Consider the following 24,780-nt stretch of genomic DNA (forward strand, 5'->3'; position numbering starts at 1 on the left):
TCTGACGAACGGATGGCCTGTCCAATAAAAACGCCCGGCGTGAACCGGGCGTTTTGACTTCCAGGTGGTGCTAGTTGCCGCCGCCGCCGAAGCGGCGCGACCACCAGCCCTTGCGGGCCGGAGCCTCGGCCGTGGTGGCGTCCGGTGCGGACTGCGAGGCAGAGGCTGCGGGTTCAGGGGCGGGGGCAGGTTCCTCCGCCGGGCTCTGAGCCAGCGCCGGTGTCGTCTCGGGTTGCGGGCTCGATGCGAAGCTGACCTTTTCGCGCACCGTCGAGCGGCGCCGCTGCGCGCGGTCGCTTTCGGCTGTGTCCTCGGCGGCAGGTGCTGCAACGGGTTCGGGTTCGGGCACCGTGATCGCCTCAACCGGCACGGCCTCGATCGGCTGCCATTCCGTCGGCTGTGCAAACAGCTCGGGCTGCACGAGCGAGGGGGCCGGCTCCGCGTCGTGGCTATCGAAATCGGCGACTGCGTCCGCGGCTTCAGGTGCTGCCACCGGGCTCAGCTCATCGGAGATCGATCCGGCAAGACCGTCATCGGGTCCGCCAGTGCCGCGCCGGCGGCGGCCGCCACGGCGTCCGCGGCGCCGCGGGCGGCGATCGCCGTTGCCGGCCTGGTCGTCGCGGGCAGCGCCCTGGGCTTCGTCGCCTTCGTCCTCATCGCCTTCGGCTTCGCCCGCGGCAACCACCTCGGTGCCATCGGGCAGGACATGCATCAGATCGCCGTCCTCGCGCGGCGGCTGAACACCGTCACGCGCCTCGTTGGCGCCTCCACGGCCGCGGCGCCGACGGCGGCGCTTGCGGCGCTGGCCGTCGCCTTCGCCCTCAGCGGCGCCTGCTTCCTCGCCGCCCGCCCGGTCGTCGACGAGCCCTTCGGTCTCGTCGGTCTCGATCTCGGCCTCGTATTCGAACAGTTCTTCCTCGTCATCCGCCTCATCGACCTGCGCCGGCGCAGCGGCAGCTTGCGCGGCAAGCAGCGCCTTGGCGGCTTCGAGCGTATGCACCTGCTCGCCGCGATCGATGACGTAGGATTGCTGGCCGTGCACGGTGGCGTCGGCGACGACCGACAGCGAGACTCGGAAGGATTCCTCGAGGTCGCGCAGATGGCCGCGCTTGTGGTTGAGCACGTAGAGCGCGACGTCGGTGCGGGTGCGGACCACCAGATTGTGGGTCGCGCCCTTCATCAGGATTTCCTCGATGCCGCGCAGGAGCTGCAGCGCCACCGACGAGACCGAGCGGACGTGACCGCTTCCGCCGCATTGCGGGCAGGGCTCGGTCGAGTTCTCCAGCATGCTGGCGCGGATGCGCTGGCGCGACATTTCCAAGAGGCCGAAATGCGAGATGCGGCCGACCTGGATCCGCGCACGGTCCTGGCGCAGGCAGTCGGACAGCTTGCGCTCGACCGCGCGGTTGTTGCGCTTCTCGTCCATGTCGATGAAGTCGATGACGATCAGGCCCGCGAGGTCGCGCAAACGCAATTGACGCGCAACCTCTTCCGCGGCTTCCAGATTGGTCTTGAGCGCGGTGTCCTCGATATGGTGTTCGCGCGTGGCGCGACCGGAGTTGACGTCGATCGAGACCAGCGCCTCGGTCTGGTTGATCACGATGTAGCCGCCGGAGCGCAACTGCACGGTCGGCGAGAACATTGCGTCGAGCTGGCTTTCGACGCCCATGCGCGAGAACAACGGCTGGCCGTCGCGATATTGCTTCACCGCGCGCACATTGGCCGGCATCAGCATCTTCATGAAGTCGCGCGCTTCGCGGTAGCCCGCTTCGCCCGCCACCTGAATCTCGTCGATTTCCTTGTTGTAGAGGTCGCGCAGCGAGCGCTTGATCAGCGAGCCTTCCTCGTAGACCAGGGTCGGCGCCTGCGACTTCAGGGTCAGGTCGCGCACCGTCTCCCACATCCGGATCAGGTACTCGAAGTCGCGCTTGATCTCCGGCTTGCTGCGGGAGGCGCCGGCGGTACGCAGGATGATCCCCATGCCCTCGGGCACGTCGAGGTCCTGCACCACTTCCTTCAGCCGCGAGCGGTCCTGGGCGGAGGTGATCTTGCGGCTGATGCCGCCGCCACGCGCGGTGTTGGGCATCAGCACGGCATAACGGCCGGCGAGCGACAGATAGGTGGTCAGCGCGGCGCCCTTGTTGCCGCGCTCTTCCTTGACGACCTGCACCAGCATCACCTGCCGGCGCTTGATCACTTCCTGGATCTTGTATTGGCGACGGGGGCGGAACGCGCGCTCCGGAACCTCCTCGAGCACGTCGTCGCCGCCGACGGACTCGACGACATCCTCTTCCTCGCCTTCCTCGCCGTCATCCTCGTCGTCGTCTTCGCCGGCATCATCGCCATGCCGAGCCTCGGGCGCGGCTCCGTCCGCAAGCGTTGCGTATTCGGCGACGCCGTGCTCATCGGCCGCGGCGTGGACTTCGTCGGCAGCCACATGCGGCGCGTCGTCGGCATGCGCGGCGTTTTCCGCGACCTGCTCCTCATGGGTCCGCTCGGGCTCATGATTGACCTCGGCGGCCTCGACGAATTCCGGCGCAGCCGACGCAACGGAGGCTTCGACCACCGCGACGACGGGGTCGGACGGGGCGTCGGCGGCCTGCGCCTCGCTCGCTACGGGGGCGTGGTCGTGATCGTGCGCCTGATCATGGTCATGGTGGTCATGATCGTGATCATCGTGGCCATGATCGTCGTGACCATGGTCATGGTGATGCTCATGCTCATGGTGATGCTCGTCGTCGTGATGCGCATGATCATGCGCCTCATGCTCGTGACCCTCATAGGCGGCCACGCCGTGCTCGTGATGCCCGGCATCGTGTTCATGATGCCCGGTATCGACGGGATGTTCGTGAGCCTCGGCTGCCGGCAGCGCCTGCGCGTCGCCTGCACCCTCGATCACCTCGCTCTGGACGCGGTCGCCATGGCCGCGGCGGCGGGCATTGCGATGGCGCGACCGGCGGCGATGGCCGCGGTTCTCGTGCTCTTCCTCGGCCTCGCGATGGGCGCGCTCGTCGGCTTCGATCAGCGCCTGACGATCGGCGACCGGGATCTGATAGTAGTCGGGATGGATTTCGCTGAAGGCCAGGAAGCCGTGCCGGTTGCCGCCATACTCGATGAAGGCAGCCTGCAGCGACGGCTCTACGCGCGTAACCTTGGCGAGGTAAATGTTGCCGCGCAGTTGTTTGCGCTGGGCGGTCTCGAAATCAAACTCTTCGACGCGATTGCCACGGACCACGACGACCCGGGTCTCTTCCGGGTGGGTGGCATCGATCAACATCTTGTTGGGCATTTTGGAGCTCTTGACGGCGGCGGGCGCGGATCATGGCAGGCGCAAATTGCGCCGCCCGGTGACGCGACGGTCCACCTGATTCGGGGGTGAGGGGAAGGCCAAAACGCGTCTCGCGGCGCAGCGCCGGACGGGAACCCACCGGGATGATGCGACGGGCGAAGTTTTCACCTCGCGTCAGCGCGATCATTCGGGAGATCCTGGTCGGCAATGCAGTCTGGCGCATTAAGCGTCGGCCCGTCTAAACATGTTGGCGGCGAAATTGACCGCCGTATCTTTTGCTGAAGGCCTCGCCTGGCGCCGAAGCGCCTGCCGGCCATCGCATATCGAGGCCCCAAGGGGCCGGATAATCGGTTACGCCGTGTCTCAAACCGTCCCTCTGGCGAGGGAGTGTGTCTGGGACCGGACGCCGCTCGGGCTTGAATCCGCCTCTCCGTGTCAGCCGCGCGCGGCGCTGGCTGGGGAGGGACCGGAAAAACACGGCGGGATCTTCGATTTGGAAGGTTCCACCGTTGCACCGAGAGGCTGAACGCGACACAACCGGGAGTACTAGCCGTCAGCACTCCGTACATACGTGGATTGCCCGCCGCGTGCAAGGGAAGCGTCACGCCGCCGCAACACTCGGCTCTTTTCGCCCGCGCGCCATTAGGGTGCGATTAACCGTGTGGTTCTAATGCGGTAAGAAGCAGCTGGGAGGCTCCGAATCGGGTGGAGAACCGCGCAAAACACCTTGTTTTCCTGGGATGCGGGCTGTTGTGCGCTGCAGCATTGGCGCTTGGCGTGGCCAGCGCCCCGAGCGCGGCCGAAGGACCACAGGACAGCCAGCCGGCGCAGGCCGTAGGTGCTTTCGCTGCCAGTGCGCCGAATTTCCCGGTCGCATCCGGCGCCAGGCTTGCCGGCGACGACAAGCAGACCCGTTTCATCCTCGATCTCGACCGCAAGATCGAGTTTCGCGCCTTCCCGTTGGCCGATCCCTACCGTGTCGTGGTCGATATCCCGCAGGTCAATTTCCAGCTCGCTGCCGGCACCGGCTCGGCGGCGCGGGGATTGGTGAAGGCGTTCCGCTATGGCCTGGTGATGCCCGGCGGCTCCCGGATCGTGTTCGACATGACCGGCCCGGTGAAGATCGCCAATTCCTACGTGCTCGATGCCGCCAACGGCCAGCCGCCGCGGCTGGTGCTGGATTTCGAGCAGGTCGATCGCACCAGCTTCATGCGGTCGCTCGCGCCGGAGGGCCGGCCCGAATTGAAGCCGTCGATTTCCGAAGCCACCACGGCGACCATTCCGGCCGTCACCACGGCGGCGCTGCCACCGGTTGCGACCACCGACTCCCGCCCGCTGATCGTGATCGATCCCGGTCATGGCGGCATCGACAACGGCACCCAGTCCGGCGACCAGACCGAGAAGAACCTGGTGCTGGGCTTTGGCCTTGCCCTGCGCGACCGGATCGAGAAGTCGGGTAAATATCGGGTGGTCATGACCCGGTCCGACGACACCTTCATCCCGCTCAACGACCGGGTGAAGATCGCGCGCTCGCAATCCGCGGCGCTGTTTGTCTCGGTCCACGCCGATGCCTTGCCGCGCCGCGAGGGCGACGCCCAGGGCGCCACGATCTACACCGTGTCCGACAAGGCGTCCGACGCCGAGGCCGAGCGGCTGGCGGAAGCGGAGAACAAGGCCGACGCGATCGCAGGCGTGAACCTGACCGACGAGCCGACCGAGGTCGCCGACATCCTGATCGACCTCGCGCAGCGCGAGACCAAGACCTTCTCCAACCGCTTCGCCCGTCTGCTGATGGACGAGATGAAGTCCACGGTGCGGATGCACAAGCATCCGCTGAAATCGGCCGGCTTCCGGGTGCTCAAGGCGCCCGACGTGCCGTCCGTTCTGGTGGAGATCGGCTATGTCTCCAACAGGGGCGACCTCGAGCATCTGGTCTCCGAGAACTGGCGCAACAAGGCCGTCGGATCGATGGTCCAGGCGATCGACACGTTCTTCTCCAAACGGCTGGCAACCGCCGGACCGGCAAAGTGAAATTGGCCGCCTGAAAAGCCGGGGCCGTTGCCCGGAAGCCCTAGTTTGGCCACAGCGGCGACGCTATAGACAAAGGACCGCAGGTCCGCAGAATCGACCATATTGTACGGCGGCTGTTGTATATTCGCGTGCGCAAGGCGGCTCGCTGGGCCAAGGCTTTGATGTAAAGGCCTCGATGCAAAGGCCTCGCTATGTAAGCCTTCGTTGTGTGAGGCTTCGCACTTTTGGACAGGCGCTCCTGACGATTGAGCGCCGGAGGGTAGGAACGGAACGTCGATAATGCGCCTGCTCGTGCGGTTCATGGGTTTCTTGTTCGCCGCCGGAACCGTCGTGTTCCTGGTCGGTGTCGCCGCCGTCGCTGGCGCCATCTGGCATTTCTCCAAGGATCTGCCCGACTACTCGCAGCTCCAGGACTATGAGCCGCCGGTGATGACCCGGGTGCACGCCGCCGACGGCGCGCTACTCGGCGAATACTCCAAGGAGCGCCGGCTTTATCTGCCGATCCAGGCCGTGCCGAAGCTCGTGATCAACGCGTTCCTCGCCGCCGAAGACAAGAACTTCTACGAGCACGGCGGCATCGACTATCAGGGCATGGCGCGCGCTGCGATCCTCTACGCGCAGAACTACGGCTCCAACCGCCGCCCGCAGGGTGCCTCGACCATTACCCAGCAGGTCGCCAAGAACTTCCTGCTGACGAACGAAGTCTCGTTCGCGCGCAAGATCAAGGAAGCCCTGCTGGCGATGCGCATCGAGCGCGCCTATTCCAAGGACCGCATCCTCGAGCTCTACCTCAACGAAATCTATCTCGGGCTCGGCGCCTACGGCATCGCGGCGGCGTCGCTGGTCTACTTCGACAAGTCGGTCAACGAGCTGACGATCGCCGAAGCGTCCTATCTCGCTGCGCTGCCGAAGGCGCCGGCCGCGCTGCATCCGGTCCGCAACCGTGACCGCGCGATCGAGCGCCGCAACTACGTGATCGACCGCCTGCTGGAGAACGGCTGGATCAAGCAGGCCGACGCCGACAAGGCGCGCAAGGACCCGCTCAACGTCACCAGCCGTTCGAACGGTGCGCACATCTTCGCCGGCGAGTATTTCGCCGAGGAAGTCCGCCGCGACATCTTCGAGCGCTACGGCGAAAAGAAGCTTTACGAGGGTGGCCTGTCGGTTCGCACCACGCTCGATCCCAAGATCCAGGTGATGGCGCGCAAGACCATGGTCGCCGGCCTCGTCAATTACGATGAGGCGCAGGGCTGGCGCGGCGCGCCGCAGAAGCTCGACGTGTCCGGCGACTGGGGCGTCAAGCTTGCCGACGTCAAATCGCTCTCCGACATCTCGCCGTGGCGGATGGCGGTCGTGCTCGAGACCAGCGATCAATCGGCGCGGATCGGCTTCCAGCCCGGCCGCGAGCTCGGCGGCGCGGTCAGCAAGGAACGGCAGACCGGCATCATCACGATGGACGGCGTGCGCTGGGCCAAGACCAAGGGCAAGGCGCCGACCGCGGTCTCGCAGGTGCTGCAGCCCGGCGACGTGATCTATGCCGACCCGCTGGTGACCAAGGACGGCAACGCCGTCGAAGGCCAGTATCGCCTGCGGCAACTGCCTGAGGTCTCCGGCGCCATGGTGGCGATGGATCCGTGGACCGGCCGCGTGCTCGCGATGGTCGGCGGCTTCTCGTTCGACCAGAGCCAGTTCAACCGTGCGACGCAGGCCTACCGGCAGCCCGGCTCGTCGTTCAAGCCGATCGTGTACTCGTCGGCGCTGGACAACGGCTATACGCCGTCAACCACGGTGATCGACGCGCCGATCGAGATCGATCAGGGGCAGGGCGCCGGCGTGTGGCGTCCGGAGAACTATTCGACCGGCAAGTATTACGGCCCGACCACGCTGCGCAACGCGCTGCAGCGCTCGCTCAACACTGTGACGGTGCGGCTCGCGCAGGACATCGGCATGCCGCTGGTCGGCGAGTATGCCAAGCGCTTCGGTGTCTATGACGAATTGCCGAACTACCTGTCGTACGCGCTGGGTGCCGGTGAAACGACCGTCATGCGCATGGTCACGGCGTATTCGATGTTCGCCAACGGCGGCCGTCGCGTGAAGCCGACGCTGATCGATCGCATCCAGGACCGCTACGGCCATACCATCTTCAAGCACGACACCCGCGAATGCCGCGGCTGCGACGCGCCCGGCGGCTGGAAGAGCCAGCCGGAGCCGCAGCTCGTCGACCGCCGCGAGCAGGTGCTCGATCCGATGACGGCCTACCAGATCACCGAGATGATGGAAGGCGTGGTCCAGCGCGGCACCGCGACCGTCGTGAAGGAGGTCGGCAAGCCGATCGCCGGCAAGACCGGCACCACCAACGATGAGAAGGACGTCTGGTTCGTCGGCTTCTCGCCGGATCTCGCGGTCGGCGTCTACATGGGTTACGACAAACCGCGCAATCTCGGCCGCACCGCCACCGGCGGTCACGTGGCGGCGCCGATTGCCCGCGACTTCCTCAAGCTTGCGCTCGCCGACAAGCCGCCGACCCCGTTCAAGGTTCCGGCCGGCATCAAGCTGATCCGCGTCGATGCCAAGACCGGCATGCGTGCCGGCCCAGGCGATAGCGGCAACACCATTCTCGAAGCCTTCAAGCCGGGCACCGCGCCGCCGGACAATTACTCGGTCATCGGTGTCGCCGATGCCGATGGCCGCGGTCCTGCACCCGGCCCGCAGCCGTCGCAGAGTGGCGGACAGCCGGATGGCGGCTTCTTCATGCGGCCGGGAACCGGGGGACTGTACTAGCGGTTGGCCAATCCAAATCGCCGGGATAGCGTGGCCAAGCCGATTGCGCTTTGCCACGCCGGTCGCTACATCCCCGGCAAGCTTTTTCACCAACACCTGAAAGACCATGCGCGCGGAAATCGAACGCCTTGTTGAAGAGATCAAGCAGTCAGTCGGGCTGCTGAGGAGGCATCTTTGACGTCGAACAATCGACGGCACGCCTCGCTGAGCTGAACAAGCTCGCTGAAGACCCCAATCTCTGGAACGATCCCCAGAAGGCCCAGCGGCTGATGCAGGAGCGCACCTCGCTGGAGGACGCGCTCTCCGGCATCGGCAAGGTCGAGCGCGAGCTCGAGGACAATATCGGCATGATCGAGCTCGGCGAGGCCGAGAACGATGCGGCCGTGGTCGCCGAGGCCGAGAAAGCGCTCAAGGACCTCAAGAAAGAGGTCGCCCGGCGCGAGCTGGAAGCGCTGCTCTCGGGCGAGGCCGACAAGTTCGATTCCTACCTCGAAGTCCATGCCGGCGCCGGCGGCACCGAGAGCCAGGACTGGGCGCAGATGCTGCTGCGCATGTACACGCGCTGGGCGGAGAAGCACGGCTTCAAGATCGAGTTCCTCGAGGAGTCGCAGGGCGAAGAGGCCGGCATCAAGTCCGCCACCATCCAGATCTCCGGCCATAATGCCTATGGCTGGTTGAAGACCGAGGCCGGCGTGCATCGCCTGGTGCGCATCTCGCCGTTCGATTCCAACGCGCGGCGGCACACGTCGTTTTCGTCGGTGCAGATTTTCCCGGTGATCGACGACAGCATCAAGATCGAGATCAAGGAGTCCGATGTTCGCACCGACACGATGCGGTCGGGCGGCGCCGGTGGTCAGCACGTCAACAAGACCGAGTCGGCGGTGCGCCTGACGCACATCCCGACCGGCATCGCGGTGGTCTGCCAGGCCGGCCGCTCCCAGCACAAGAATCGGGCGCAGGCCTGGGACATGCTGCGCGCGCGGCTTTATGAGATGGAGCTGAAGAAGCGCGAGGAGCAGGCCGCCGCCGATCAGGCGGCCAAGACCGAGATCGGCTGGGGTCACCAGATCCGCTCCTATGTGCTGCAGCCCTACCAGATGGTGAAGGATTTGCGCACCGGTGTGCAGACCTCCGACACCTCCGGGGTGCTCGACGGCGATCTCGATGAATTCATGGCGGCGACGCTGGCGCAGCGTGCCTTCGGCACCGGGCCCGGCTCCGTCGAGGATGTGGATTAGCCCATGCCGCGCGTCGCTTTCATCGGATTGGGACGCATGGGCCACGGCATGGCCGGCCGTTACCTCGATGCCGGCTTCACCGTCGCGGTGTGGAACCGGAGCAAGGCCAAGGCCGACGATTTGATCGCGCGCGGCGCGCTGTGGGCGACTTCGCCGGAGGACGCCGCGATCGACGCCGATGCGGTCGTGACCATGGTCGCCGACGACGAGGCATCGCGCGCCGTCTGGCTGACCCGGGACGGCGCCGCTGCCACCATGAAGGCCGGCACGCTCGCGATCGAATGTTCCACGGTCTCGTATCAGCACACGCTCGATATGGCGCGCGAGCTGCACAGCCGCGGCCTGATCTACATCGATTGTCCGGTCACCGGGCTCCCCGAAGCGGCGGCCGCGGGCAAGCTGACGTTGCTGGTGGGCGCCGATGCCGCTGATCTCGAGAAGGCACGGCCGTTCCTCGCGCCGATTGGCAGCACGATCCGCCATTTCGGCGCAGTCGGCACCGGCACTGTCTTCAAGCTGATCAACAATCTGATCGGTGCGGTGCAGATCGCAAGCCTCGCCGAGGGCGTCGCGATCGCCGAGCAGGCCGGCCTCGACATGCAATTGGTCGCCGAGGCGCTGGCGACCGGTGCGATCGCGAGCCCGCAGGTGATCCGCCTCAGCAAGCGGATGATCGACCGCAACTTCTCCGGTGCGTCATTCACGGCGGCGCTGCGCCACAAGGATGCCGACTACGCCGTGCGTCTCGCCGAGACGCTGCTGCCCGGCGTGCCCGTGAGCCGCGCCGCGCTCACCGCCTACGACAAGGCCAAGGCCCATGCGCCCGATGCCGACGAGGGCCAGATGATCGAGATCGTGTCGCGGCCGAAATAGGCAGAGCCGCCATTCACGGAAATCGGGTGGCCAGCGACGCCGCGCCCGGCTAGGCATCTGCGCCTGCGTAGATGAGTGCCCGCCATGCCTTCCGCCGACAACAGGATCGATCGCCGCGACTGGGGGCTGCTCGGCTTTCTGTCGGTGCTGTGGGGCGGCTCGTTCTTCTTCAACGGCGTGATCCTGCGCGAATTGCCGCCGCTGACCCTGGTGCTGCTGCGCGTTGTGCTCGGCGCGCTCATCCTGCTGCCGCTGCTGCGCGCCCGGAAGATCGAGTTCCCGCGTGGCCTTGCTGGTTGGGCGCCGTTCGCCGCGATGGGGCTGTTCAACAACGCGCTGCCGTTCTCGCTGATCGTGTTCGGGCAGACTTATATTTCGAGCGGGCTGGCCTCGATCCTCAATGCGACGACGCCGCTGTTTGCGGTGGTCGTGATGGCGATGGCCGGCGAGGAGCGGCTGCAGGCGCGCCGCGTGGCGGGCGTGGTAGTCGGACTGATCGGGGTCGCGATCCTGCATGGTGATGCGCTCGGCTTCGAGAGCGGGCAGGGCATCGGCATCCTGCTGTGCCTCGCTGGCGCCTTCAGCTACGGCATCGCGGCGCTGGTCGGGCGGCGGCTGCCGCAGCGCGTGCCGCCGCTGGGCACGGCGACGTTCCAGATGATGGCCTCCAGCGTGATGATGGCGGTCGTCGCCGGTATGGCCGAGCGACCCTGGCTGCTGCCGATGCCGCATCTGACCACGTGGCTCGCCGTGCTCGGGCTCGCGGCGCTGTCGACGGCGCTGGCCTATATCGTGTTCTTTCAGATCCTGCAGCGCTCCGGCGCGACCAATGTGATGCTGGTGACGCTGCTGCTTCCGGTCACCGCGATGCTGCTCGGCTTCTTCGTCCTCGGCGAGCCGGTCGCGCCGCGCGAGGTGATCGGCGCGCTCGTGATCGCCAGCGCACTGCTCTTGATCGACGGGCGCGTCTTGACCTGGTTCAGCCGCGCGCCTGTTTCCACGCCGCATACCAGCCGGTGAAGCGGCCGCTGTCGCGCTCGCCGCCGTGCCAGGCGGCAGAGGCGGTGCCGTCGTCGGCGACCAGCACCACGGCGTCGAGCCCCCTGGAGCGGCGCAGCGTGTCCATCGCCTGCGCCGGCGTCTGCGCGATCGGGCCCGCGACGTTGAACGACGTGTTGACCGACATCTCGACGCCGATATGGCGGCCGAGCGCCTTCAGGTAAGCGTAGGTGAGGGGATCGTCGGCCTCGCGCACGATCTGGATGCGGCCGGTGCCGTCGGCATGCACCACGGCGGGAATCTTCGCGCGTGCCTCCGGCTTCGAGTGCGCCGTGAGCACCATGTAGTTGTAGGCGTTGTAGTCGTCGTCGGACGCGCCGTCTTCCAGCTCGAAATAGTCGCGCGCGGCCTGCAGGGTCGCCATCGGCGCCAGCGGGCGGATCGCCTCGCGGTACTTGACGCGCTCGTTGAGCCGCTCGCGCACCTCGGGGTCGCAGGGGTTGGCGAGGATCGAGCGATGGCCGAGCGCGCGCGGGCCGGTTTCGGCCGCGCCCTGATAGATCGCGATCACGCCGCCTTGCGCCACCATGGAAGCCATCAGATCGGCGACCGCATCGCGCCCTTCTGATGTCGCGACATTGCCGATCTCGGTCGAGGCGACGTCGTCGGCGCGCAGCGCCGCGGCGATGTCGGCGTTCGAGGGCGGCAGGCCGCAATAGAAGGCGTGCGACAGCGGCGCACCGCGCGCGGCGCCCGCCATATGCGCGAACAGCCAGGCCGCGCCGATCGGCACGCCGGGATCGCCGGGCACCGGCGGCACCCACATATGCAGCCGCGTCTTGCGCTGCTGGGCGCGTTCGAACCAGGCCTCGTCAAAGTGCTCGAGCAGCCGCATGTTGCCGAGCGCGTTCAGCGCTACGCCGCCGGTCAGCACCAGGCGGTCGGTGCCGGTGATGCGCAGGAGATGATCGATGACATGGATCATCGCGTCCTCGAACACCAATTGCGTCGCGGCCGCCTTGTCGACGCGGTCCTTGGTGTCGGCGCGGTGATTGATGTCCTCGACGCGCAGCACGGCGTCGGGATTCCAGAGCTGGTCGGGCCGCAGCGGCTGGCCGAGAATATCGATCAGCGGCTGATGATAGGGATTATCGGCGGGGTCGGCGTACCAATTGGCCATCGCGCGATTGAGCTGCACGCTGCCATTGCGCCCGAGTTGCAGCACCGCCTTCAGGCGTTGATAGTAGGGATTGGTGGCGCGGTTCATGTCGCCCCAGGCGGCGGCGCCCATGTAGCGGCCCTCGCTGGAGAGCCAGGTCCAGCCGCCCTGGCTCGACGAGATCACGGTGTAGAAGGCGCCGAGCGAGTCGAACAGGCTCTCATTGCAATAGAGCCGCTTCATCTCGCCGTTCTCGGCGACATAGAGCGAAATCGAGCCGACGTCGCCGGTGCCGTCGAGCACCGCAATCGCGACACGCTCGCGCACACCGGCGAACGGCGATGCGGTGAACGAGTACCAGGCATGATTGTCATGATGCGGCATGCAGATCAGCGGCAGCTGTTCGCCAAGCCCGTACATCTTGCCGAGCCTGCGCGCGATGCGCCGCACCTGGTCCATCTGGCGCAGGTTGATCGCCGGCGCGATCGGCGCGCGGAGCAATTTGATGCTGGCCGGCGCTTCCTCGAGCGAGGTGCGGATCAGCATCGCCATCAGCGCCGGATAATCCCAGGTGGTGACGAAGGCCGCGATGTCGCCGACGTCGCGGCCCATCCGTTGCAACACCTTGCGCATGTCTTCGAGCGCGTGTTGCGGAAACTCGTTGGTGTGTTTGTTTCCGGAAAAGCGCTCTTCCTCGTTGTTGACGATCAGGCGCGGTCCGTCCTTCTGGGTGACCTCGACCAGCGCGACGCCGGTGTTGTGGGTGCCGGGGCAGGCGAGGCCGGCGATATAGACGGTCTCGCCGCGCTGCAGCTTCTCGCGGATCGAGGCGATCGTGCGCTGCGCGAACTCGCCGTTGGCCTTGTGCAGGCCACGCTTCGCCAATGCACGTTCGCTGAGGCGGCGCGTGATCTCATAGCCCGCGGCCGCAATACGCGGATGCCGCGGACCGGTACGAATGTCCGGTTTACGCAATCAGAACGCCTCGACTCGTGATCCCCACGTCGACTTCAATCATAAATAGCGCCAGGCAACAATGCCGTTTCGCCCAACGGAAAAACCCAGCGCTTGCCAGCACATGCGTCTCTTGCGAGACTTGCCGTCAAAACCACGACAAAAATCGGGGAGAAAACGATGCCGGCTCGTTCTGGATATATTGGCGCGATCGTGGCCTTCGCAAGTGCCGCATTGATCACGACCTCGGCCACCGCGCAGAAGAAATACGATCCCGGCGCAAGTGATGGCGAAATCAAGATCGGCAACATCATGCCGTATAGCGGCCCGGCGTCGTCCTACGGCGTGATCGGCAAGACAGAGGCCGCGTTCTTCAAGATGATCAACGAGCAGGGCGGCATCAATGGCCGCAAGATCACCTTCATCAGCTACGACGATGCCTATTCGCCGCCGAAAGCGATCGAGCAGGCGCGCAAGCTGGTCGAGAGCGACGAGGTGCTGCTCATCTTCCAGGCACTCGGCACGCCGTCGAATTCGGCAATCATGAAATACATGAATGCCAAGAAGGTGCCGCAATTGTTCGTTGCGTCCGGCGGCACGAAATTCGGCGACCCCAAGAACTTCCCCTGGACGATGGGCTTTCAGCCCAACTACCAGAGCGAGGGGCGCATCTATGCGAAATACATTCGCGACAAATACCCCGACAGCAAGATCGCGGTGTTCTGGCAGAATGACGACGCCGGCAAGGATCAGTTCAAGGGCCTGAAGGACGGGCTCGGCGACAAGGCGGGCATGATCATCGCCGACAAGTCCTACGAGGTCTCCGATCCTTCGATCGATTCGCAGATCGTCGCGCTGCACGATTCCGGCGCAGACATCTTCTTCTCCTGGGCGGCGCCGAAGGGATCGGCGCAGGCGATCCGGAAAGTGGGCGAGCTTGGCTGGAAGCCGAAATTCTTCCTCGCCAACACCGCGACCACGGTCGCCTCGGTGCTGAAGCCGGCGGGGCTCGAATATGCCAAAGGCATCATCTCGACCCAATACCTGAAGGATCCGACCGACCCAACCTGGGACAAGGACCCCGCGGTCGTGAAGTGGCGCGGCTTTATGGACAAATACTATCCTGAGGGGGACAAGGCCAATTTCAACAACGTCTATGGCTATGTGCAGTCGGAGGCCATGGTGCAGGTGCTGAAGCAGTGCGGCGACAATCTCACGCGCGAGAACGTCATGAAGCAGGCCGCCAATTTGAAGAACTTCCACTCCGACCTGATGCTGCCGGGCATCATGGTCAACACCTCGCCCGACGACTACTACCCGATCGAGCAGATGCAATTGATGCGGTTCAACGGCGAGGCCTGGGAGCTGTTCGGCGACGTCATCACGGGCGAGGTCGGGCACGACGCGACGCGGTAGGCGGTTGGCTGGTCATTGAGGCGCTGCTGACGCAGCAAACACTGCTGTCGCCCCAGGCGTATCCCAACGCCAGATGTCATCACCCGCGCATGCGGGTGAATCCAGTATTCCAGAGACGGTCGTGCTTGAGCCGAGGGGCCGCGGCGTACTGGATCGCCCGGTCGAGCCGGGCGATGACAGTTGAAGTTGGAGACGCAGCTTAGCATTCTCGCTACGTAATTCGTTTCAGCTCGCGTGCCGCTGCGGTGCCTGCCAGGAGCTTCTCCGGCCGGCGGGCGCGCAGCGCCATGCCGCCGGCGACGCCGACGCCGATCACGTACATCCAGCCCTCGTGAAAATCGGACAGATGCGAATTCAGCAGCGAGCTCGTGATGTTCTGCACGACGATGGCGAGCCCGATCCAGCTCACGAGATCGCGGCCGGCGAACAGCCTGACATGGCTGGTCCACATCGCGTACAGCAGCAGGACGCCGATGAGCCCCCACTGGATGGCGACATTGAGGGTCTGGTTGTGCGGGTTGTTGATCACCTCGGCGTCGAGGCCAGTTTGTCCGGCGGCATCCAGCATGAACAAGTGCTTGATCGCGCCGGTGCCGTGCCCGATTAGCGGCGCCTCGGTGATGAACTTCACCGACTTCCGCCAATAGGTCAGGCGCTGCGCGGTGGAGGCGATCCCGGACGTATCGTGGGCGCGATACTCGATGCCGACGTCGGCGATGCGTTGACGCAGATAGGGTGACGTCGCCCACACCAGCAGGCTTGCCAGTGCGACAGCGGCGAACAGCAGCCGCGTGGCGCGGCGGGACAGATGCAGCGAGGCGAACAGGACCAGCAAGACCGGCATGGTGACCAGCGCGGTCCGCGCCGAGACAACGTAGAGCATGTTGACGATGAACAGCAGCATCAGCGCGATGGCGCCGGCTGCGATGCGCCATTGCCTGGCCCGCATCGCCGTCAACGCCGGCAGCGCCAGCGAGAAGGCACACAGCGTGAATTCCTGGCTCTGGTCGAGGTAGTTCTTGACCGGCACGCCGCCGGAGGCGGTGTGCGCAAGCTTGAGCTGCGGCAACGCCAGCACGATCCAGGACAGGAACATCAGCAGCGTGCACGACACCAGGAAGGCGGCGAACACCCAGAGCCTGCGCTGCGAGCGCTGGAAATAGCTGAGCAGGAACGGCAGCAGCAGCAGCTTGCTGAGCGGCTTGATGCCTTGCAGCCGTTCGGCCCAACTCGTCTCAGACCACGCCAGGCCCATCAATGCGAGCGCGACCAGCGCGATCGGCAGTGCAAAGGCCGGCTGTGCGAGGTCAAGAATGAACTGTTCCCAGTCGATGATCGGGATCACAGCGATAAGCCACAGCAGCATGAAGACGGCGAGCGCAGTGGTCGACCATGGCAGCGAGGCGGCGGCCAGTGCGATCAGAGCGTCGGTCGCGCGGACATAGGCGGCTGAGCCGGACCAGACACGGACGCGATCACGCCACCGCGGTACGGGCTCGATGGTGACGTCGATCGCGTGGGAGTCGCTGGCCATGACCGGGTTACACGGTGGCGCCGTTGAATGCGGCCATTGTGGCTGACGGCGTGGGCACGGAGGTCACGGTTTCCGTGGCGACCCGATGCGACAGCAGGTCGCGCGCCTGGGTGTGGTGGCCGAAGCGCTCGGCAAGCTCGGTCCGGCGCGCGCGGATCTTGTTCCGCCATTGCTCTTGCTCAGCCAGAACCCGGGTGACCGAGGCGCCGATGGACTCGATCGAGAACGGGTCGAAGTAATCGGCGAGTTCACCAGCAACTTCGCGGAACACGGCAATGTCGGAGCACAGCACCGGCGTGTTCGCGGCCAGCGCTTCGATGATCGGCACGCCGAAGCCTTCGGCGAGGCTCGGCATGATCAGGCCATGGGAATCGGCAGTGAGAGCGGCCTTCTCATGCTCCTCGACATAGCCGGAAAAGCGGACGTTGGACGGCGCATTGCGGGTCAGGCTGGGCGCTCCAGTATAGCCGATCACGACGAGGTCGGCCTGGGGCAGCTTGCGGAAGGCGCGGATGACCGCGGCGAGGTTCTTGCGCGGCTCGGCGGAGACGATCACGACGAAGTACGGTCGTCCGCTCGGCGCACCCACCGGCAGCGCCTGTGCATCGAACCTGGTGCGGGGATAGACCACCCGCGCCGGCAGATGCGCGAACTGCGGAAGCAAAGCGCGGAACCGGCCGAGGCTGTAATGCGAGACGAAGGCGAGTTCATCGGCTTGCTGCAGGCTGGTGAATAGTCGGGACAGGAACAGCCGCGTTGCGACGTCGCTGAGCTTGAGGTCGGTCAGCGGCAACAGGTCATGCACGACGCAGATCACCTTGGCGCCGCGCTTGCGCTGGATCGCGACCCGCATCGGCGTGTCGACGAGGATGACGTCGTAGCCGCGCGCATCGACCCGCGGCGGCGGCAGCCGCAGCAGCGCCGAGGTGTCCTGATAGCTGTAGAAGCCGGGCTCGAGCAGGAAGTCGCCGAACAGCTTGAGATGGCGCAGGTCGGTCGGGATGTATTCGAGGCCGTCGGCATGGTTCTCGATCAGGCTGACGCCGGCCGGCAGCATATGGATCGCGCGCAGGAAGCTGACCGCGAATTCCGGCGAGGTCGCGGCGCGCAGCTTGCCGCGGAACCAGTCGACGGTGCGGCGCAGGCCGCCGCTGCTGCGCATCACAGGCGCATTCATGTCGGCCTCGTCGAGGAAACGATAGAGCGCGAGCAGCTCGATCAGTCGCGAACCGTCGGGCAGCAGCCTTGTGCGCTGCTGGCGCTGGCGCAGCTTGCGGTAGCGGCGCGTGGTCTCGACCAGCAAGGTCAGCTCATGACCGTCGCCGGCCAGCGAGCGGATCAGTTCACGCGTGAAATGGAAGATGCCGCGCTTGTGGTTGGGTTCGCCGAGCGCCTCGCTGACGACCAGGATCTTTGTCATGCGGTTATTTCTCTAAGCTCGAGGTGATGCGGGACGGGCGGATCCAGCGCAACGGTGCTGGTGATGCGGCCGTGATCGAGATTGATGATGCGGTTGCAGGTTCGACGCAGCAGCCCCTGGTCGTGCGAGGCGATCACCACGATCGCCGCGGCCTCGACCATCTTGCGCAGCCGCTGCTCGGCCTTGGCCGAGAAATTCTCGTCGACCACGCTGAGCCATTCGTCGAGCAGCAGGATATCGGCGGGAAAGGCGGTCGCGGTCGCGAACAGCACGCGCATCAGCATACCCGACGAGAACATGCGCAGCGGCAGCCGCTGCATGCGTGCCTCGAGCTCTGTGAACGCCCAGATCTCGTCCAGGATCGCCGGCGTCGGCTTGCGGCCGGAGATCCGCAGCAGCAGGTTGATATTGTCGGCGGCGACGAAATCGAGATTGACGCCGGCACCGAGGCCAAGCAGCGGCACGATGTTGCCTGATATCTCGACCCGGCCGCTGGTTGCCGGGAACACGCCGGCGATCAGCCGCAGCAAAGTGGACTTGCCGGAGCCGTTCGGCCCGGCGAGGCCGATGCGGGCGCCGGCCTTTGCCTCGATCGAGATGTTGTCGATTGCGCGGATGGTGCGCATCTCGCTGGTCTGGCGGAACAGGCGGCCGAGCAGGCGGCGCTTCAGCGAAAAGTCGTAGGCGCCGTACAGCGGATAATCGAGGCAGACGTCGCGGAGGTCGATGCTTGCCATGTTGCTAGATCCAGAATGCCGCTTTGCGCAATTGAGCGACCGTCACGGTCGCGGCGACCGCGAGCGCAGCAAGGCAGGCCAGCACGTAGACCACGCTCGGCATCGCGACATGGCCTGATGCCAGCGGGTCGCGCCAGACTGCGAACAGATGCGTCAGCGGATTGAGCCGCATCACCGTGGAGCCGCGATCGATCATCTCAGGCGTCCAGATGATCGGCGAAGCCAGGAAGGCCAGCGTCAGCGAGGACTCGATGATCGGCTTGATGTCCCGGTAGCGCGTCGCCAGCGCGCCGAGCACGAGGCTGACGCCGAGCGTGCAGATGACGAACAGGGCGAGGCCGGGCAGGGCGGCGATGGCGCCGCCGACATCCCGCGGCGTCAGCACGAGCCACAGGACCAGCGGCACGACCGCGTTGTGAGCCGCGAACAGCGCCTGCCGGAAGGTACATTGCAGCAGGAAGATCACCGGCGGCAGCGCGCGATCCTTGATCAGGCTGGCCGAGCCCTGCAGCGCGGTGGTGGCGTCGAGCACGACGCTGTTGAGGAAGGTCCACGCGGTGAGGCTCGCCGCCAGCATCGGCAGCCGCGCCACCGCGCTGGCGTTGGAGAGATGGCCGATGACCGAGCCGAGCACGGCCACCATGATCGCCATCTGGATCGACATCCAGAAGGGTCCAAGGAGGGAGCGGACGTAGCGATGGCGGACGTCTGACCAGGCCAGCGCTGCCGCGATCTGGATCGCGCCGACGAGACCGGCCGTTCGGGGGCGCGGGGCTGGGGCTAGTGACCCTGCGTCCTTTGCGGCTTGTTCGGTCACGACCTTGCGGTACACCGTCTCTACTCCCTCCTTGAAGGCTGTGGTTGAGTATTTCGTCATCGCACGATGGCGCGCGGCCTGGCCCATACGGCGCCGCCGCTCGGGATCGTTGATCAGCGTCTCGATGGCGTCGGCGAGGGCTGCGGGATCGCCGGGCGGCACGGTGATGGCCTCGAGGCCGTCGCGGGCGACATGCGGAACGCCGGTGTCGAGCGCGGTGTTGACGATCGGGCGGCTCGCCGCCATCGCCTCGAGTTGGGCCAGCCCGAAGGTCTCCGCATTGGTCACCGACGGCATCACGAAGACGTCGGCGATGCGCGTCAGCTTGACGCGTTCGCTCTCGGACACCGAGCCGAGCAGGCGGACGCGGTCCTGAAAGCCGTAGTCGCGGATCAGCTGTTCGAGATTGCCGCGCTCGCGGCCCTCGCCGACGATCCAGACCACGAAATTGCGGGCATGGGCGGCGCGCACCAGCACGTCAAAACCCTTGTAGGGCACCAGCCGGCCGCAGGCGAGGACGAGGCGGCCGCGGGCGTTGACGTCGTCGGCCTGCGCGGCGGGCCGGTCATACTTCTCGACATCGACGCCGAACGGAACGGCGTGGCACTTGTCCGCGAATTCCCGCAGCAGCGGCGTGGTTTTGATCAGCACCGGATCGGAGACGATGATCGCGGCGGCACGCCGCAAGGTTCGCCGCATCATCGGCTCGACCAGGAAACGCAAGGCTGCGTGCGAGACGATGTCGGCGTGCCAGTGCACCACCAGCGGACGCGCGCGGCCGAGCCCGAACGCGAACACGAGGTCGGCGAGCGGGAAGGGCGCGTGCAGCGCCAGCAGATCGTGCGCGGCAATGCGGCGCCACAGCCGCCACGGATAAGTCGGCGCCGCCGGCAGCGACAGCACGTCGCCGAACGAGTGCACACGCTCGACGGCAACGTCATTGACCACGATCTGCCGCTCGCCGCCGGAGCGCGAGCAGACCAGCACGGCGGCGTTGAAGGTGTCCTGCAGCGAGGCGCAGATGTCACGGATCACGGTCAGCGTGCCGCCGAACAGATCGGGGTAGTAGACCTTGAAGATGTGGAGCACCGACGGACGCCGGGCCGGCGCGTTCAAACCAATCATGGGCGGCTCGATCCGGATCATGCGGCGAACAGGGCGACAACGAACGGCAGCGCCAGCGCGGCGGCGAACACCAGCGAGCGCAGCAGCGCCGGAAACACCGGCTCGATCGGGCCACAAGGCGCCTGCGGCGTGAAACGGAGTGTAGTGGCGAACCGAACGGGTTCGCGCGACGAACGAAGAGGCATTGCGTCGGATTCCCTGCTGAATGGATATTGGATACGTGGGAAAATTTCACACGTCAATGGCGTCGGACCAAAATGTGGGATTATGTCCCACGTGTGGCGGGGGACAACTTTTTTGGCAGGAGGCATCGGAGCGCATGGCGGCGGGATCGCGCCGCGACGGCGCAAGGCGAGTAAGTCTGCAGCGCTGGCGGGGTGTCAGGCCGGCTCGGCCGTGCTGCCGGCCGTCGATGGCTGCAACTGGCGCCTGATGGCGGGGATGTCGAAATGGATCCACTCGGGCAGCATCGCGGCTGCGGGCCGCTGCAGATCCTGCTCGATGACGACGCGCTTGCCGCCATCCGATGTCAGCGCGATCGAGACCGAGTTCGCCCGTGGCTCGGCGGTGAGGCCGGCATGCGCGCGGCTGGCATATTCGCCGGCGCGCAGGCCGCCGAAGCCGAAGGCGAGCAGGCGGCCATAGATGTACAGCGCCAGCAGATCAGTTTCGCCGAAGCGGCGCGGCGAGCCGGGCACCACGCCCGGCAGGCAGGGATAGCCGCCTGCCATCACCGTCGACACGAACTCCTCGTAGGGAACCTGGGCGATCCGGCAGGCTTCCGCGATCACAAGGTCGAATCGGGCAGGCGTCATGGAACGGTCCGTGGCGATGGCGGCAGTGCCTCCGCACCCCGACACTCACGCCGGCAAGCGCGTCGTGTCCGGATGTGATTTTATTTCCCATAAGTGGGAAAATGTCACACGTCAAGCGGGGGGTGGGGCAAAACGGTGGGATTGTGTCCCACGCAGCGGACGGCTAAAAGTTAGGCATGAATGCCAAGCCCCCGAAGCCGAAGCCGGGATCGTCTGCGCCGATCGCCGCCGCGAAGCTGCACGCGCCGCTGGCGCGGATGCTGCGCCCGCTGGTGCGGCTTTGCGTCCGCGGCGGCATGACATTTCCGGCGCTGACCCAGCTGTTGCGCGAGCTCTATGTCAACGTCGCCGAGCACGACTTCGCGCTCGAGGGCAAGGAGCAGACCGATAGCCGCGTCAGCCTCTTGACCGGCATCCACCGCAAGGAGGTCGCCCGGCTGCGCGGCGCGGGCGCGCCGGTCAATGCGGTGCCGGCGACGCTGTCGCGCACCAGCGCGATCATCGCGCGCTGGCTGGCGGCGCCCGAATTTACCGACGCCAAGGGCGATCCGCTGCCGTTGCCGCGCACCGCCGATGGCGGCGCGCCGTCGTTCGAGACCCTGGTCGAATCGATCACCAAGGACGTGCGGCCGCGCGCCGTGCTCGACGAATGGCTCGACCGCAAGCTCGTCACCATCAATGACGACGACGAGATCATGCTGGTCGAGGAGGCCTTCGTCCCACATGGCGACGACGATCGTAAATGGCATTATCTCGGGCGTAACCTGCACGACCATGTCGCGGCCGCCGAGATGAACGTGTCGTCGGCGACACCGCGCTTCCTTGAACGCGCGGTACATTACGACGGGCTGTCGGCCAAGCTGGCAAAACGACTCGAGGGCCGCTCGCGCGAGCTCGCGATGGAGGCGCTGAAGGTCGCCAACCGCGAGGCCAATCGCGCCTTGGCCAAGGACAAGGGCGGCGACTACCGCTGGAATTTCGGCATCTACATCTATCGCGAGGGCCCCGACGGTCCGGTCGATGATGATGCCGACGAAGGCGGTGCGTCGTGAAAAGTCCGCCCGTCATTTCCCGCCGCGCGCTGCTGATCGGCTTCTGGCTCGGTGGAACCTCGCTCGCGGGCGCGCAGGTCAAGAAGCGCGGCAACGATCAGGGTATCGGCGGCACCGGGATCACTGGCTCCGACCAGGGCATCGGTGGCACCGGCATTGTCGGCGTGATCCAGCGGTTCGGCTCGATCTACGTCAACGGCGAGCGCGTCGCCTATGCGGCCGATGTGGCGGTCCGGATCGACGGCGAGGCGGCGAACGCCAAAGCGCTGCGGATCGGCCAGCTCGCGCGCGTGGTGGCAGAGCGCGATGCCGGCGGCACGCTGTCGACCAGGCGCATCGACGTGGCGAGCGAAGTGACAGGGCCGGTCGAGCAGGTGAAATCGGGCGAGCTGACGGTGCTCGGCCAGAAGGTCGCGTGGAGCGGCCGCGAGAGCTGGCTGAAGGTCGGCGCGCATGTCGCCGTGTTCGGGCTGCGCCGCACCGATGGCGTCGTCGTCGCAAGCCTGGTGCAGGAGCGCCATGACGCTGCGATGCGCGTCGCAGGACCACTCGAGCGCGACCGCAACGGAGCGTTCCGGATCGGCGAGCTCAAGCTCAGCGGCGTCGATGCGGCTTTGGTCGGTCAGCGCGTGCAGGCGGAAGGGCATGTCGCGCAGGGCGTGATGCAGGTCTCGCGCAGCCGCGCCGATGACTTCTCCGATCTCACCGGCGCCAAGCGGCTCTTGATCGAGGCCTATGTGCGGCGGGTCGGCAATGACCTGCAGCTCGGCTCCGGCTTCGTCGCGCGCGACCACTCGCGCTTTTGGCCGGCCGCCGATACGCGCGTGGTCGTCAACGCGCAGCTGTCGGGGACGCGCGAGCTGCGGGTCGAGTCGGTGCAATCGGTCACTAGATTTCCGGGCTCGTCGGTGAGGAGCCCCGGCACGCCGGGCCGCGGCTCCGGCGGCGGTGGCTCCGGGCCGGGACATGGATCCGGACTGGGCGGGCGCGGTGCGCCTGGTGGCGGCGGCCCCGGCGGCAGCCCTGGTGGGCCGTCTGGTGCGCCCGGCGGCGGGCCGCCAGGTGGTGCCGGTCCTGCGCCCGATCCCCTGAACGGCGGAACGACCGGCCCCGGTCCGGGCGGCGTCGGCTCGCCCGGCGGGCCATTCGGCCCCGGTGGCGGTGGTGGTCCGTTCGGGCCCGGCGGCGGATTCGGTGGTGGCGGGCCGCCCGGCGGCATGGGCGGCGGCGGCCGCCGCTGAGCCGCAAACGAGATCGGCGCAAGCGAGGCCGCTTGCGCCGATGTTCAGATCAATCGTTGCGAGATTGAGCTAGCCCGCGCTGAGCCGGACGCCGGCGCGGAGGAATTTCTGCGGATCGAGAGCCGGATCGGGAGGCCGTGAGCGTCGACGACGACGTGGATCTTGGTCGTGAGCCCGCCGCGTGATCGACCGAGACAATGATCTGCACCTCCTTTTGCCATTGCAGCCTGCTGATGGGCACGAACGGAGGTGCTGATCATCTGGATGTTACCACTATGCGCGGCGCTGATGGACGCTATCAGTCGGTCCCATACGCCGGCCTTCCGCCATCGCACAATGCGGTTGTAACAGATGGTACGCGGTCCATAGCGTTCTGGTAGGTCGCGTCATGGTGTTCCCGATCGAAGCACCAAAAATGCCGTTCAGCACGCGCCGATCATCGACGTGGGGCGCGCCTCTCGGCTTGTTGGGCAGCAGCGGCGTGATCACGCGCCATTCGAAGTCGGTCAGATCATATCGGCTCATATTGAGCTTGAATCAGAGTTCGGCGCGATATGAAAGCGGCAAGTCAGCAAACGCCCCCACGTCCGGCATTTGCCGCCGAACCGGGAAGCGCAACAGCGGTAGCCCGGCGTAGGTCAACACTAATAGAGCCACGCTTTCTTAGCGGACCGAACGGGCGCTTAGTGCTAGATCTTTTGCTCAATCTGGCTTTTGGTCCGGCAGGGAAAGGCCGGCCTGAAGGTCACGGATTATGATGCCTAGTTGGCCTGAGGCGAGGAGCCCTGGCCCTAAGGGACCCGAACGGTCTTCGCCTACACGTGGAAGCGCTCGCAGTGCAGTCCGCACCTCCGCTTTCATATGCATGAGCTGCCAGCGAACCTCGTCATCGGCGGCTCGTGGCCGGTCGGGAGACGCTAAGCTGGCGGCTTTAACGGCATACGCTGCGGCGCCCAAGGCGTGTGCACCCATGTGGCAAACGGCGGCAGCTTGACCCGCAGCTCTGGCGGCGGCTGCGGCTGCGGGAGACTTCACCTCTTTAGCAGCGCCGCCGCCCATAAACCGTTGGCGAATTTCTACGGCGGTGTCCAACTCCCCGCGGGAGTACGCTCGGGTCCGGGCGATAGCAGCGCGAGGGCGACCGTCAGTCGGCCTTTCAGCTTCAAAAATCCGCAGAACTCGTTCAGCACAGTCGGCGGCCCATGCAGCGACAAGTCGCCGGTCGGATTCGCTCAATGCCTGCGAAGATTTCGCCATCTCAGACTCTAAAAATGAAACTCAACCATTCAGTCAAATATG

General features: G+C 66.1%; 17 protein-coding genes and 1 pseudogene. 8 read left to right on the forward strand and 10 right to left on the reverse strand.

Annotation, left to right across the window (positions count from 1 at the left end):
- Positions 1 to 70: 70 nt before the first annotated feature.
- The gene (locus tag HU230_RS11145; protein WP_176531634.1) at positions 71 to 3,289 is read right to left on the reverse strand and encodes an Rne/Rng family ribonuclease; all 3,219 of its coding nucleotides are present in this window, start codon (positions 3,287 to 3,289) and stop codon (positions 71 to 73) included.
- A 705-nt stretch (positions 3,290 to 3,994) separates the two neighbouring features.
- On the opposite strand from HU230_RS11145, the gene HU230_RS11150 reads away from it, so the two are divergent.
- From HU230_RS11150 to HU230_RS11170, 5 genes are all read left to right on the forward strand, one after another.
- Complete coding sequence (locus HU230_RS11150; RefSeq protein ID WP_176531633.1) at positions 3,995 to 5,320, forward strand: N-acetylmuramoyl-L-alanine amidase; 1,326 nt, start codon at positions 3,995 to 3,997, stop codon at positions 5,318 to 5,320.
- Between the two features lie 279 nt (positions 5,321 to 5,599).
- Entirely contained in the window at positions 5,600 to 8,101 is a 2,502-nt protein-coding gene (locus tag HU230_RS11155; protein ID WP_176531632.1) for a penicillin-binding protein 1A, read from the forward strand.
- 106 nt (positions 8,102 to 8,207) lie between these two features.
- A protein-coding gene (gene prfB, locus HU230_RS11160) for a peptide chain release factor 2 (protein WP_173643340.1) occupies positions 8,208 to 9,339 on the forward strand; the annotation gives its coding sequence in 2 pieces (ribosomal slippage) (positions 8,208 to 8,276 and positions 8,278 to 9,339; 1,131 coding nt in all).
- Between the two features lie 3 nt (positions 9,340 to 9,342).
- Positions 9,343 to 10,212: an NAD(P)-dependent oxidoreductase gene (locus HU230_RS11165; protein WP_176531631.1), complete on the forward strand. Its 870-nt coding sequence runs from the start codon at positions 9,343 to 9,345 to the stop codon at positions 10,210 to 10,212.
- Positions 10,213 to 10,296: 84 nt separating this feature from the next.
- Positions 10,297 to 11,232, forward strand: coding sequence for a DMT family transporter (locus HU230_RS11170; RefSeq protein ID WP_176531630.1), 936 nt, complete (start codon positions 10,297 to 10,299; stop codon positions 11,230 to 11,232).
- Here HU230_RS11170 and HU230_RS11175 read toward each other — a convergent pair.
- Entirely contained in the window at positions 11,192 to 13,345 is a 2,154-nt protein-coding gene (locus tag HU230_RS11175) for a carbamoyltransferase C-terminal domain-containing protein (RefSeq protein ID WP_176531629.1), read from the reverse strand. The genes HU230_RS11170 and HU230_RS11175 overlap by 41 nt on opposite strands.
- Before the next feature lie 159 nt (positions 13,346 to 13,504).
- On the opposite strand from HU230_RS11175, the gene HU230_RS11180 reads away from it, so the two are divergent.
- Positions 13,505 to 14,740: an ABC transporter substrate-binding protein gene (locus tag HU230_RS11180; protein ID WP_176531628.1), complete on the forward strand. Its 1,236-nt coding sequence runs from the start codon at positions 13,505 to 13,507 to the stop codon at positions 14,738 to 14,740.
- Between the two features lie 211 nt (positions 14,741 to 14,951).
- On the opposite strand, the gene HU230_RS11185 is transcribed toward HU230_RS11180, so the two are convergent.
- The 6 genes from HU230_RS11185 to HU230_RS11210 form a co-directional block, all read right to left on the reverse strand.
- Entirely contained in the window at positions 14,952 to 16,274 is a 1,323-nt protein-coding gene (locus tag HU230_RS11185; protein WP_176531627.1) for an O-antigen ligase family protein, read from the reverse strand.
- A gap of 7 nt (positions 16,275 to 16,281) precedes the next feature.
- Positions 16,282 to 17,694, reverse strand: coding sequence for a glycosyltransferase family 4 protein (locus HU230_RS11190; RefSeq protein ID WP_176531626.1), 1,413 nt, complete (start codon positions 17,692 to 17,694; stop codon positions 16,282 to 16,284).
- Positions 17,691 to 18,431, reverse strand: a complete 741-nt coding sequence (locus tag HU230_RS11195; RefSeq protein ID WP_176531625.1) for an ABC transporter ATP-binding protein — start codon at positions 18,429 to 18,431, stop codon at positions 17,691 to 17,693. Before HU230_RS11195 ends, HU230_RS11190 begins: the two co-directional genes overlap by 4 nt.
- Before the next feature lie 4 nt (positions 18,432 to 18,435).
- Positions 18,436 to 20,373, reverse strand: coding sequence for a glycosyltransferase (locus tag HU230_RS11200; protein WP_224943208.1), 1,938 nt, complete (start codon positions 20,371 to 20,373; stop codon positions 18,436 to 18,438).
- A gap of 17 nt (positions 20,374 to 20,390) precedes the next feature.
- On the reverse strand, positions 20,391 to 20,558 hold the full coding sequence (locus HU230_RS11205) for a hypothetical protein (protein ID WP_176531623.1): 168 nt from the start codon (positions 20,556 to 20,558) through the stop codon (positions 20,391 to 20,393).
- Between the two features lie 195 nt (positions 20,559 to 20,753).
- On the reverse strand, positions 20,754 to 21,188 hold the full coding sequence (locus HU230_RS11210; protein ID WP_176531622.1) for a hypothetical protein: 435 nt from the start codon (positions 21,186 to 21,188) through the stop codon (positions 20,754 to 20,756).
- Positions 21,189 to 21,364: 176 nt separating this feature from the next.
- Here HU230_RS11210 and HU230_RS11215 point away from each other — a divergent pair, with 176 nt between their 5' ends.
- The gene (locus tag HU230_RS11215; RefSeq protein WP_176531621.1) at positions 21,365 to 22,240 is read left to right on the forward strand and encodes a DUF6502 family protein; all 876 of its coding nucleotides are present in this window, start codon (positions 21,365 to 21,367) and stop codon (positions 22,238 to 22,240) included.
- A complete protein-coding gene (locus HU230_RS11220; RefSeq protein WP_176531620.1) occupies positions 22,237 to 23,481 on the forward strand; it encodes a DUF5666 domain-containing protein in 1,245 nt (414 codons plus the stop codon). The genes HU230_RS11215 and HU230_RS11220 overlap by 4 nt, the downstream gene beginning before the upstream one ends.
- 113 nt (positions 23,482 to 23,594) lie before the next feature.
- Here HU230_RS11220 and HU230_RS11225 read toward each other — a convergent pair.
- Positions 23,595 to 24,006, reverse strand: a pseudogene (locus tag HU230_RS11225) (IS5 family transposase); the annotation flags it as partial.
- A gap of 177 nt (positions 24,007 to 24,183) precedes the next feature.
- Entirely contained in the window at positions 24,184 to 24,738 is a 555-nt protein-coding gene (locus tag HU230_RS44055; protein ID WP_420831810.1) for a putative immunity protein, read from the reverse strand.
- Positions 24,739 to 24,780: the final 42 nt, after the last annotated feature.

The sequence above is a fragment of the Bradyrhizobium quebecense genome (genome assembly GCF_013373795.3).
Taxonomy (GTDB): Bacteria; Pseudomonadota; Alphaproteobacteria; order Rhizobiales; family Xanthobacteraceae; genus Bradyrhizobium; species Bradyrhizobium quebecense.